The following is a 12457-nucleotide window of genomic DNA, read 5'->3' on the forward strand; positions in this document are numbered from 1 at the left end:
TCAGGATTTGTCCTTGTTCAGGCGATTGGCGACCCAGGTCAGCACCAGCACGAAGGCGAAGTAGGAGATTACCAGTGCACTGTTGAAATGGCCGCTGCTGTTGCGCATGTTGTTCAGGTACACCTGCAAGGTCTCGTAGCGTGTACCCACCAGCAGGTTGGCGAAGACGAACTCGCCGAACAGGAAGGAGAACGACAGCAGCAGTGCCACCATCAGGCCCTTGCGCAAGTTCGGCAGCACCACCAGGAACGCTGCCTGCCAGGTGCTGGCACCGAGCAGTTGGGCGGCGTCCATCAGGTCGCGCAGGTTGATCGCCTGCAAGTTGTTGGTGATCGCCCGGTACATGAAGGGCAGGGCGATGGTGAAATAGCAGCCGATCAGGATCCAAGGCGTACCGACCATGGCCATCGGGCCGCTGCCATACAGCTGCAGCAGGCCCACCGAAGACACCACCGGTGGCACGGCGAACGGCAGGAGGATGAGGATATTCATCAGCGCGTCCAGCCGCGGAAAGTGGTAATGCACCACGAACAGCAAAGGCAGGATCAGCACCACCGATAGCACCAGCGCACCTACGCACACCAGCAGCGACTGGCCGAAGGCCGCGAGAAAGCGCGGCTCGCTCCACAACGCCAGGTACCACTTGAAGGTCAGGCCGCTGGGCAGCAGGCTCGCCGACCAACTGGTGGCCAAGGAGTAGAGCAGGGTGCCGGCCAGCGGCAACAGCAGGATGATGAACAACAGGTACACCACGACCCGGTGATAGAGGCTGGTTCGAGGTTCAGCGCGCATGGTAGCTCCTCTTGAGCAGCCATTGATGGACCACGGTGACCAGTGTCATCAGCCCCACCAGCACCATGGCCAGGGCGCTGGCCAGGTTCGGATCCAGGGTGATGTCACCGGCCACCAGGGCGGCGATGCGGATCGGCAGTACGTTGAAGTTGCCGGTGGTCAGGGCGTAGACGGTGGCGTAGGCGCCCAGAGCGTTGGCCAGCAGAATCACGAACGTGCCCAGCAACGCCGGAGCCAGCACCGGCAGGCCGATGTGCCGCCAGAACTGCCAATGACTGGCACCCAGCAGGGCTGCCGACTCGCGCCAGTCTTCCCGCAGGGCGTCGAAAGCCGGGTAGAGCAGCAGCACGCCGAGGGGAATCTGGAAGTAGGTGTACACCAGGATCAGGCCGCTCTTGGAATAGATACTGAAATCCTCGAGCAGGCCCACCTGCTTGAGCAGCAGGGTCAGGGCGCCGTTGAAGCCGAGCAGGATGATGAAGGCGAAGGCCAGCGGTACGCCAGCGAAGTTACTGGTCATGTTGGCGAAGGCACTGACGAAATCACGCAAGCGTGAATCCACCTGGCGCAGGGAGTAGGCGCCGAGGGTCGCGATGACGATGCCGAACAGGCTCGACCAGAAGCTGATTTCCAGACTGCGTTGCAGCGCCTGCAAGTAGAACTTCGAGGCGAAGACCTTGCTGAAATTGGCAAGTCCCCAGCCGCTTTCACTCTGCAGGCTGTTGATGGCCACCCAGGCCAAGGGCGCGATCTGGAAAACAATGAAGAACACGGCAAACGGGAGCAGGCAGAGCAGGGCCAGGTAGCGGCCACGTTGGCTGGCATTCACTTGAGCAGCTCCCGGCAGACTGGCTTGTCATGTGGCGCGCCGAGCAGCTCGCAGATCGTGCCGCACAATTCGGTCTGCAGGGGCGTGGCCGCAGGGTCCAGGCTGAATGCCTCGCCGAACACGAACAACGGCACTTCGCGCTCCTCGGCCAGCAAACCATTGTGCGAGCGGTCGTTGTTCATGCCATGGTCGGCGGTCACCAGCACCTGATAGCCCTCCTGCAGCCACAGCGGTAGGTAGTCGGCCAGCAGGATGTCGGCGCTGCGAGCGGCATTGCGGTACTGGCTGCTGTCCAGGCCATGGCGGTGCCCGGCGTCATCGATGTTCATCGGATGGACCAGCAGGAAGTTCGGCGCATGGCGCCGACGCAGGTATTCGGCATCGGCCAGCAAATGCGAGTCAGGGTAGTGGTCGGCGTAGTAGAACAGGCCGTGTTGGATCGGCAGCTTCGGCGCGTGGGTGTGACGGTCGCGCAACGGGTCGAAGGGCGAGCGGTTGTACAGCTCGCTAAACCAGTGATATGCCGCCGCCGCGGTCCCTAGGCCCGCTTCTCGGGCATAGTGGAAGACACTGCGCTGGGTGGACAGACGATTGATGTTGTTGTGCACGATGCCGCTGTCGATGGGCGGGACACCGGTGAGAATGCATTCGTACAGCGGGCGTGACAGCGATGGCAGCTCGCACTCTACGCGGTACAGGGCGGCACGGTCGGCCTCGACATAGGCATGCAGATGACCCATGGCGTGGTGGGCCACCTGATGGTTGAGGCCGTCGAGCAGGACCAGGATGACGTTGTGTTGCATGGTGGCTCCCAGTGGAGCTGCAAGCTGCAAGCTACAAGCGACAAGAAGAAGCAGGCATGTCGATCACCTGCTTTGACTTGAAGCTTGCAGCTTGGCACTTGAAGCTTTTTATTCCATCTCGATGATCACTTGCTCTTGCCACATCTGCGGCAGCTTCTTGGAAGTGGCCTCCCAGGCCTCGGCATTCTTGATCGGTTGGGCGGCGCTGTACTGCTCGTTCGGCAGCAGCTTGGCCTGCACCTCGGCCGGCAGCTTCAGGTGCTCGGCGCGAATCGGACGGGCGTGCCCGATGGCCAGGTTGGTCTGGCCGGCATCACTGAAAATGTACTCACGCGTCAACTTGGCCGCGTTGGGGTGCTTGGCGTACTTGTTGATGATAGTGGTGTAGCCGGAGATCACTGAGCCATCGGACGGGATCAGCACCTCGAAACGCTTGGGATCGATCTGCTCCCGGTAGCTCAGACCGTTGAAGTCCCATACCACGCCGACTTCCACTTCACCTTTTTCCAGAGTCTGGATGGTCGGGTTGGCCAGTGACAGGCGCTTTTGCTGGGCGAGTTTGGTGAACAGTTGCAGGCCGGGTTGCAGGTTGCTCTCGTCGCCCTTGTAGGCGATGGCTGCGGCGAGCACGCCATTGGCGGCCTGGGCGGCGGTGCCTACGTCGCCGATGGCGACCTTGTACTTGCCTTTTTCCAGGTCGTGCCAGGTTTTCGGGCGTTCGCTTTCCTTGACCAGGTCCTTGTTGATGATGAACGCGATGGTACCGGTATAGGCCAAGGCCCAGTGGCCATCCTTGTCTTTGGCCCATTCTGGAACTTGATCCCACGTACTGGGTTTGTACGGTTGGGTCACACCTTTGGTGGCGGCGATGGGGCCGAAGGCGGCGCCCACGTCACCGATGTCGGCACTGGCATTGTCCTTCTCGGCATCGAACTTGGCGATCTCCTGGGCCGAGCTCATGTCCGTGTCGCTGTGCTTGAGCCCGTATTTGCTGGCAAGGTCCGCCCAGGTGCCTTTCCAGTTGGCCCAGGCATCGGGCATGCCCACGCTATTGACGGTGCCTTCCTTGCGAGCGGCCTCTTCCAGGGCCTTGAGATCGGTATCGGCGGCCATGGCCGAGGTGCACAGGGCGATGGCCGAGCCCAGCAGTGACGCCATGAAGAACTTTTTCATCCGAAGCTCCTTTGGTGGGGCCTTGCAGTGTTGTTGTAGGAAAACCGTTCGTTTGCGAACCTTTGGTCTAGGTCAGCAATCCTCGAGCCAAGGTAGGCCGGTTGCGTGACAGTTTGATGTACGAGCAGGCCCGCAACCCTGCGATGCAGGCCCTGGCACTACAGCGTAGACCAGATCGCAGGCCTTTATTCGCAAGGCCTTGCTCGTTTCCTAGGCCAGCACTGGTAGTCTTTGTCACAGGATGTTCATCAGCCCTCCCTAGGCTTGCACTATTCTCCAATTGCCCAACATTGGGGCTGGACTAGTCCATACAGGTAACCTTGATGCACTCGACGCCACCGCGCGCGGTAACAGCCATCTGCCATGCCCTGCAAGAGCAGATCGAACACGGTCTGCTGGCGCCGGGCGGCAAGCTGCCGGCCGAACGCAAGCTCAGTGAGGTGTTCGACACCACACGTATCACCCTGCGCGAGGCCTTGGTGCAGCTTGAGGCACAGGGGCTGATTTATCGCGAGGAGCGGCGGGGTTGGTTCGTGGCGCCGGAGCGGCTGACTTATGACCTGATCGAGCGCAGCCACTTCCATGCCATGGTCCGAGAGCAGGGGAGGGTGCCCAGTACCGAGCTGCTGTCTGCTCGGTTGCAACCGGCCTCGGCGGCGATCTGTGCGCGGTTGCGCTTGCCGGCGTTGTCCAGCGTGGTGCAGATCTGCCGCTTGCGGCGTATCGACGGGCGCGCGGTGCTGTATGCCGAGCATTACCTGAACCCTAGGTATTTTCCTGGGATCCTGGAGTTGGATCTTGGTCAGTCGCTGACCGAGATCTATGCCAGAGCCTATGGGATCGCTTATGGCCGGGTATGCTTCGAGATCCTGCCGACCGCGTTGCCGGCTCCGGCTGCCGCATCCCTCAAGGTCTCGGCGGGTAGTCCGGGGTTGCATGTCACCCGGGTCAACAGCGACCAGCATGGGCATCTGATCGACTGTGACCTTGAATATTGGCGTCATGATGCGATACGGATTCGGGCTGAGGCGGGGTGAGTTCAGGCATTGGGGTACCGCCGGTCTTGCATGCAGCAGACCGGCGGGGCCGGTTGTTGAGATCGCTTAAGTACGAAATTTTTTTTCGTACTTAACGTACAGTTCGTTAAGTTTATCCAGTTCGGCCAAGGCTGCCTGGTAAGGCTTCTCGACCTCCGATCTTCCCACCCATGCATCAGGGTTGAACGGGTCATTATTCAATGTAATGGAAAGCTCTCGTGGGCCATCGGGTATGAAAGGCCTCAACAGGCTTTTACGGCTGCGCATGCTGCTGAGCTTACCGAATTGCGCGTCTATCTTTGAGTAAATGGCATGAAGGGCACCTTTTGCATTCTCTACTTGAGCAGGTATTGCCCCGGCTACTGCATGTTTTGTGGTAACGGTTATTGATTTTTCCACTTCTGTGGCGACTTTTATCGCTTTTGATACGGGAAGGGTAAGAGGGTATTGTGGTAAACCCACGCCTGTCGCCACTTTGTTTGCATCGTTGGTCATTTGATCATCGGTTATTTTTTCACGGAGCTTTTCCATGGTTATTTCTTTTTCTAGGAAATGTTTGATTTTATGCCCAAGGCCGCCTTCGGCCGTTTCGTTTATTTTTTTTGTCATGTCGAGGTCTGGCGTCAACTCAGCCTGCGGGAGTATTTTCTCTGCCGCTTTCTTTACAACGGTTTTCCCGACGAGCCCTCCTACGCTAGCCCCCCAGGTTGCGCCTACAGCGGCTCCTGGAACGTTGGCGATAACCCCTCCTACAGCGCCTCCTATAGCCCCTCCCGCCGCACCGCCCAGGAGGCCGCCGGCCATGCCAATGGTCGTAGCGAGCGCTTCCAAAACGATCGACATCAACACGTAAATAATCCGGCTTTCGGTTTGGCTTCGCATATAATCTTGAATTTGAAGCCTGGTGTTACGGATCATACTGGGTGCGCTCTTCAGCGCTTGGAACTCATGGTAATACCCTTCCGCATTCAATCCGTTGTTGTCTTTTAAGGCAATGGGGTTGTTTCGTACCATTCGATAAAGATTAAGTCCATCGACCGTACCGGCAGGGTCTGCACTGAGCCAGCGCCCGACCCAGGGTTGGTAATACCGGTGACCGTAATAATAGAGCCCCGTGCCATCGCGTTCTTTCCCTGAATAACGCACGGTCTTGTAATCGGCTTCTGTCTGGCTGCGAGCGGCCCATACCGCAGAGCCGCCGTAGGGGTAGTACTCTTCATAGCTGATGATTTGACCGTCGCTATCGAGTTCGAGCCCGACGCTGTCTATGAGATTGGAATAGCCGTAGCGCAGCGAGTCATTGCTGACACTTGGCGGTGTGCCGGTTTCCCAGTGCAGTAATCGCACTTGAGCATTACCGGCTTCGCCGATGGTGATCACGTGAAGCAGTTCTTTTATCGCATCGTCCCTGAAACGGGCGCGCACCTCCAACCCTGGCAAATAAAGTACGTATCCCGTTTGGGCGCCTGCCTGTTGGGAGTTGTATTTGGCGATCCGTTGGCCGTCTGCACCGTAGCGATAGCTTTCCTGGTCAACAGCGCTGTCATCACCTGCCTGTGACACGAACTTGCCGAGCTGCCCGCGCGGTGTCCAATGAAGGGATTGGCCAGGTTGCAGTTGTAACTGATTGCCCGCTGCATCGAAGAGGGCATCGACCTTGGCAGGATCGTCGGCGAGAGTATGCAATACCGCCCGATTGCTGCGGTTGGACACTGTCATGTCCAGGGTATAGCTGTTGTTGGAGGCGGGTGCGCTGTGTGAGATACGCGTCAGGTTGCCAGCGCGATCGTATTGGTAACGACGTGTGTAGTTGGTGTAGGCCCCGTCGTTGGTCGGGAGTGGAATGGTGGGGGAGGGAGGCTTAGGGCCTTGGCGGGGCATATCGGCCATTTCACGGCCGCTGGCTGAGATCAGTTGATAGAGGCTGTCATATGCATAGCGATTGACCGGTACGATCTTCTGATTACGCCAGAACCGCGTCGCCTCCGCATCATTGTGCACACTCAGGATATTACCGACTGGGTCATATTCGTACCGTATGTCTTGCAGGACTTTCGCCTCGCTGCGCCCGGCACGTCGTTCGATCTTGCTGCCTAGGAGGCGCTGAGTCCGCTGTTCGTAGGTGTAGGTGGTAATGACGCCGTTGCCCTGTTCTTCCCGCAGCTTTTGTCCGAACGCGGAGTATTCCACAGCCTTCAAGATAACCCGCGTCGTTCCACCTTTCATGATCAGCCGAGTGCTACGCAGCATGCCCGCTATGTCATAGGCCTGGCATTGGGTATGGCCGAGCGCATCGCGTTGCTCGATGGAAGCTCCCGTCGCGTCGATACGATATGAGGTCGTGAACGCATCCGGTGCTAGTAGCTTGTCCCAGACTGCCGCGTCTTCTCCCTGCCAATCGGCTTCGGTGCCTTCCGCCAGCAACTTTTGGGTGGCGGAAAGTACGCTTGCGGCCAAGCCGGCGCTGTCCATCTGCCAACAACCTGCCGTGTCATAGTGGCGCACGCATCGGCCTGCAAGATTCTGATCCTTCGCAGTCTGGGTGTTGTCGCCCCAGACCAAGCGTTCTGTGATGCGCGGATTTGCTTCGGCGATATGCTCACTCACGTGTAGCAATCGCCCTGCAAGCGGTGGGGTTTCATAGTGCCAGCGATGGAGCACGCCTGTGGCGCCAATGCTCAGGCACTGGCGGCCGTGAACATCGTTGAGCGAGAGCGTGACGCCCGCGTCGGCACTGTCGCTACGCAGGACATCGCCCGTCAGCGAATTATGAAATTTGTAATTGGGTTGGGTCGTCGCGTCCACGGCTTGGCGTTCATGGAGGCGAGGATCGATGCTTTGCTCAAGCTGCGCAAGGGCGTTGAACCGGTGGCGGGTGATGCGTTCGTCGAGTTGTTCGGGTGTATCGGGATGGCGATGATAAGCGATATCGCGGATGCCTAATCCTCGGTTGTCTCGGACGGTGACCGTAGGCGTTCCGTTATGAAGTGAAAAGTCTATGTGTCCCAACTTGCAGTTACCTTGATCATGTTGATTTTTCGCCACCCCCAGAGGGGAGTGAAGAATCAGCTTGATTTGGCTGTATGGCTGACTGCTAGTCGGAAAGCGCTGTTTGACGTATCGGAAAAGCCGCCAGGCATGGCGGCATCCCCGTCGTACTCAGATGAGAATCAATCGGCGGTCGTGCCTCCACCCGCCGTCACCACCTGCACCGACAACCGTGGCGTCGCCAGATCCAGCCCGGCTTCATCGAGCTGGCGCTTCAAGGCCAGATTGAATGCCCGCGACACCTCCCATTGCTTGATAGGCGCCGTCTTGAACCGCGCCCGCAAGATGGCCGACCCTGATTCGAAGCTCTCTACCCCCTGCAGCTCCAGAGGGGACCAGATGTTGCGCCGCATCAGCGGGTCGTTGCGCAGCTTCTGCCCGACCTCGCGAATCAAGGTGATCGCTTGGTCGATCGCCATGCTGTGGGGAATGGCCACCCTGAAGATCGCATAGCCGAATTCGCGCGAGTAGTTCTTGATGCTCTTGATCTCGCTGAACGGAATCGTATGCACGATGCCGTCAATGTCTCGCAGCCGCACGGTGCGTATGGTCAGGCCTTCGACCGTGCCCAGGTGACCACCGACATCCACATAGTCATCGATGGCCAAGGAGTCCTCGATGATGATGAACAGGCCGGTGATCAGATCGGCTACCAGCGACTGGGCGCCGAAACCGATCGCCAGGCCGATGACACCGGCACCGGCGAGCAGCGGAGTGACATTCATGCCCATGTTCGCCAGGGCGACGATCACTGCGATGATGAAGATCGCCACGAACATCACGTTGCGGATCAGCGGCATCATGGTTTGTGCGCGAGCGTTGGCCAGGCCCCGGCGTGAGCGCACCAGAGCGTGGTGTACCGCCGTGTCGGCCAGGATCCACACCAGCCAGGCTGCGATCATGGTTCCTGCCAGACCCACCAGGCGCATGCTCACTTCATGGCCATCGCCCTCGGCGAAATTGATCATCGACAGCCCCCAGACCCGCAGGCCCAGTTCGATGAACACCAACCAGATGAACAGGTGCACCAGAGCGTAGCCAAAGTTGCGCAGGCGCTCGGCGTATACCTCCTGGCGTCGGTTGGCGCGCTTGGGGTTGGCCGCGTGACGACGCACCAGGCCGTTGAGCACCATGCACACCACCACCAGCACGGTGCACATCAGCGACTGGCGCAGGGCCGTGCTGGTGTCACCGGCCGAGACGAACGTGGCGAACAACGAGACAGCTACCAAGAGCAGCGCCGGTACGAACCAGAAGCTGCCGAGGATCTCGATGGTGTCGCTCAGGGTTCGCCGGGTCAGGCGTCGGGACAACGGCTGGTTGCGAATCAAGTGAGCGATGGGGCGGCGAAAGCGCAGGATGAACAGGCCGGTGCACATCGCCGCCACCACATTGGCCAGTGTCGCCAGGGCATGGGCCAAGTGGCTGCCCAGGGCGGTCGTCATGCGCGGGTCGCTCATCGCCTCGCCGAAAGCAGCGAAGCTGCCGATCAGCCACAGCGGGCGGAACGCCTGATGGCGCAGGATGTACAGGGCGCGATGACGGTGTGGGCCGTCGAGCAGTGAGAAGGCGATCACGCAGATCGCCGAGAACAGGGTGCCGACCACCAAGGCGTAGGCCAGGACCATGGCCAGTGATTTGCCCAGGGAAGAGGGCAGGGCGAAGCTCAGGTAGACCGTGAACACCAGTGCAACCATCCAAGGCCCCAGCTTGCGCAAGGCAAAGCGGACCAAGTCCCAGGTGCGCGGGTGTTGGGGCAGTTCTTCGGTCAGGCCGAAGCGCAGGCGCACGCGATGGCCGATCCAGTTGAAGGCATACGCCAGCAGGCTCCAGACCGCGATGATCGCCGCGAAGCCGAACAGGATCGCCGGCCATTGATGCACGGGAACGATCAGGGCCGCCAGCTCCTGCTGGGCCTGGTCGATTTCCAGGGACCAGCGCCGGAATGGGCTGGCGTCGCCGCTGAATTGCTTTTCCAGGTCGTGCAACGCGCCGCCGATCAGCCCGAGCACGCCCTGTTCGACGGTCGGTTGCGACTGTTTGGTGGCATCGCGCAGTTTTTTCAGGTCGGCCAGCAGCTTGGCGCGTTGCTGGTCGTTTTCCAGGTTCTTGATCACCTCATCGAGCGACTTGCCCAAAGGCTCGGTCGCCTCCGGCTGCGCTGGCGCGCTCGATCCGAGCAGACTTGGCAGGCCCGCGGCCTGGACCGGGGTGATGAACAGGAACAACAGCAGGAACAGGCAACGCAGGAGTGCAGGCACCGGGAAATCTACCTCAGGTCAAACGATTGACCGAGTGTAGAGGTTTATGAGGGCAGTTGCTCCAGGATCTTCCAGCAAGTGAGGCCGAAGATACCCAGGGTTCCGATCCACATCATCAGCACGCCGATATTGCGTTCGCGCAGGCTGAAACCAATGGTTAGCAGCAGCAGGAACAGGAAGACCGGCAGGAACAGCGACAGGAACGTCATGGACAGGAATCCTTCTGAAAGATAGGGCCATGCTTTAAGCATAGCGGCTCGGGACGCAGGCGAGATTGATCAAGGACAGGCATCGAGCATGCCGACAGGGCATCGGTGGGTGCTGGCGATGCCGGGAAAAGGGCCGCAAAGCGGCCCTTGGGCCACTCAGGGCAGTTCGCGGCTACGGTAGAACGCGGTGAGCACCTTCACCAGGTGCGCCAGGTCATGGCTGCCGCATAGCTCGCGGATCGAGTGCATGGCGAAGGTCGGCAGGCCGATGTCCACCGTGCGCACGCCCAGATGGCTGGCGGCGATCGGGCCGATGGTCGAGCCACACCCCATGTCGCTGCGTACCACGAAGCTCTGCACCGGCACTTCCTCGGCCATGCACAGGTGGCGGAAGAAGCCTGCGGTTTCGCTGTTGGTGGCGTAGCGCTGGTTGTTGTTGACCTTGATGACGGGGCCCGCGTTGAGCTTCGGCCCATGGTTGCCGTCGTGCTTGTCGGCATAGTTGGGGTGCACGCCGTGGGCGTTGTCGGCCGAGACCATCAGCGAGCGCTGGATGGTTCGCACATAGTCGTCGCCATCGGGTAGCAGGCGCTGCAGGGTCTGTTCGAGCATTGGACCGTCGGCGCCGCAGGCTGAGCAGGAACCGACTTCCTCGTGGTCGTTGCATACCAGCACGCAGGTTTCGTCGCTGTCCGCCGCCAACAGGGCCTGCAGACCGGCATAGCAGGAAAGCAGGTTGTCCAGGCGGGCAGCAGCGATGAAGTCGCCATTGAGGCCGATCAGCGCAGCATCCTGTGTGTCGTAGAAGCTCAGCTCGTAATCCAGCACCACGTCGGCATTGAGGTCGTGCTCGCGGGCCAATTGCTCGGTGAGCAGGGCCCGGAAGTCCACGCGCTCGTCACCGGCCACCTGGGCCAGGATGGGGGGCAGTTCGAGCTGAGGGTTGATCGCCCAGCCTTCGTTGGCGGTGCGGTTGAGGTGGATAGCCAGGTTCGGGATCACCGCGATCGGCAGCTTGAAGTCCACCAGTTGGCTCTCGACCTTGCCGTCGCGACGGAAGGTGACCCGGCCGGCCAACGACAGGTCGCGGTCGAACCAAGGCGCGAGCAGCGCGCCGCCGTAGACCTCGACGCCCAGTTGCAGAAAACCGTGGCGCTGCAGTTCAGGCTGCGGCTTGACGCGCAGGCACGGGCTGTCGGTATGGGCGCCGACCATGCGGATACCGCCGAGCAATGGCGATTGCTTGCCCAGCTTGATAGCGATGATCGAGGAGTCGTTGCGGGTCACGTAATAGCGGCCACCCGGCACCGTCGCCCAGCTGTCGCGCTCGTCCAGGCGCTGATAGCCGGAGGCCTCCAGGCGTTGGGCGAGGCTCGCGGTCGCATGAAAAGGCGTTGGGGAGGCCTTGAGGAAATCGATCAGGCCAGCATTCAGGGAATCGCGCATAACTCACTCCGGTTCGAGCTTCAAGCTTTAAGCTGCAAGCTTCAAGCAAGAGCGGCAGCTTGGGCAAGTTCCACGCCATCCGCTTTGGCTATTTCTTGCAACTTGTCGCTTGAAGCTTGTAGCTCAAAAAGGTGCCGGGCACTCGAACTTCAACCGCTCGCCCGTCACCGGGTGGGTGAAGCTCAGCATGCTCGCATGCAGGCACAGTCGATCGTGGGCGGCCAGGGCTTGGGGGTTGGCGTACAGGCGGTCGCCCAGCAGTGGGTGGCCGATCGAGAGCATGTGCACGCGCAATTGGTGCGAGCGCCCGGTGATTGGGGTCAGCTCCACCCGGCAGTGATCGCCGCAACGCTCGAGGATGCGCCAGAAGGTCAGGGCATGCTTGCCCTGTTCGTGGTCCACCACATGACGGGGTTTGGTCGGTGGGTCGTAGCGCAGGGGAAGATCGATGCTGCCGCTGTCCAGCGCCGGTTGACCCCAGCACAACGCGGTGTAGGCCTTTTCGGTCTCGCGGTCATGGAACTGTCGCGAAAGCTCGCGGTGGCTGTCGGCATCGCGGGCCAGCAGGATGATCCCGGAAGTTTCCCAGTCCAGTCGATGAACGATCAGCGCATCAGGATAGCCGTTGTGCTGCAGGCGGGTGATCAGGCAGTCCTTGTTGTCCTCGGCGCGACCTGGCACCGACAGCAACAGTGTCGGCTTGTTGACCACCAGGATGGCAGCGTCTTCATGGAGGATCTGGACGTTCGACAGCGGCATTGCAAAGTCTCTTTGGAAAGCACTGTGGGAGCGGCTTGTCCAATGGTTGCGTCAGCCTGGGCTGGCACGATCATCGGACAAGCCGCTCCCACAGGGGCGA

General features: G+C 60.4%; 10 protein-coding genes. 1 reads left to right on the forward strand and 9 read right to left on the reverse strand.

The features are described from left to right. The 4 genes from BLS27_RS05725 to BLS27_RS05740 all read right to left on the reverse strand — a co-directional run bounded on the left by BLS27_RS05725 (position 1) and on the right by BLS27_RS05740 (position 3597). Positions 1-792, reverse strand: coding sequence for an ABC transporter permease (locus tag BLS27_RS05725; RefSeq protein ID WP_043206658.1), 792 nt, complete (start codon positions 790-792; stop codon positions 1-3). Further along, positions 782-1621 carry an ABC transporter permease gene (locus tag BLS27_RS05730; protein WP_043206657.1) on the reverse strand — a complete coding sequence of 280 codons (840 nt, stop codon included), beginning with the start codon at positions 1619-1621 and terminating at the stop codon, positions 782-784. Before BLS27_RS05730 ends, BLS27_RS05725 begins: the two co-directional genes overlap by 11 nt. Beyond that, a complete protein-coding gene (locus BLS27_RS05735; protein ID WP_043206656.1) occupies positions 1618-2424 on the reverse strand; it encodes an alkaline phosphatase family protein in 807 nt (268 codons plus the stop codon). Before BLS27_RS05735 ends, BLS27_RS05730 begins: the two co-directional genes overlap by 4 nt. Before the next feature lie 108 nt (positions 2425-2532). Then, positions 2533-3597: an ABC transporter substrate-binding protein gene (locus BLS27_RS05740; RefSeq protein WP_090343631.1), complete on the reverse strand. Its 1065-nt coding sequence runs from the start codon at positions 3595-3597 to the stop codon at positions 2533-2535. 323 nt (positions 3598-3920) lie between these two features. On the opposite strand from BLS27_RS05740, the gene BLS27_RS05745 reads away from it, so the two are divergent. After that, positions 3921-4634: a UTRA domain-containing protein gene (locus tag BLS27_RS05745; protein ID WP_090343633.1), complete on the forward strand. Its 714-nt coding sequence runs from the start codon at positions 3921-3923 to the stop codon at positions 4632-4634. 66 nt (positions 4635-4700) lie between these two features. Here BLS27_RS05745 and BLS27_RS23885 read toward each other — a convergent pair whose 3' ends face one another. From BLS27_RS23885 to BLS27_RS05765, 5 genes are all read right to left on the reverse strand, one after another. After that, entirely contained in the window at positions 4701-7643 is a 2943-nt protein-coding gene (locus tag BLS27_RS23885) for an RHS repeat-associated core domain-containing protein (RefSeq protein WP_090343635.1), read from the reverse strand. Positions 7644-7804: 161 nt separating this feature from the next. Further along, positions 7805-9943 (reverse strand): mechanosensitive ion channel family protein, encoded by a 2139-nt coding sequence (locus BLS27_RS05755; RefSeq protein ID WP_043206653.1) that lies wholly within the window; start codon positions 9941-9943, stop codon positions 7805-7807. A 44-nt stretch (positions 9944-9987) separates the two neighbouring features. Next, positions 9988-10152 (reverse strand): hypothetical protein, encoded by a 165-nt coding sequence (locus BLS27_RS23785; protein WP_167358066.1) that lies wholly within the window; start codon positions 10150-10152, stop codon positions 9988-9990. 156 nt (positions 10153-10308) lie between these two features. After that, the gene (locus BLS27_RS05760; protein WP_090343637.1) at positions 10309-11598 is read right to left on the reverse strand and encodes a M18 family aminopeptidase; all 1290 of its coding nucleotides are present in this window, start codon (positions 11596-11598) and stop codon (positions 10309-10311) included. A 123-nt stretch (positions 11599-11721) separates the two neighbouring features. Then, the gene (locus tag BLS27_RS05765) at positions 11722-12357 is read right to left on the reverse strand and encodes an RluA family pseudouridine synthase (RefSeq protein ID WP_043206651.1); all 636 of its coding nucleotides are present in this window, start codon (positions 12355-12357) and stop codon (positions 11722-11724) included. Between the last annotated feature and the right edge of the window lie 100 nt (positions 12358-12457).

It is taken from the genome of Pseudomonas guariconensis, assembly GCF_900102675.1.
GTDB lineage: Bacteria > Pseudomonadota > Gammaproteobacteria > Pseudomonadales > Pseudomonadaceae > Aquipseudomonas > Aquipseudomonas guariconensis.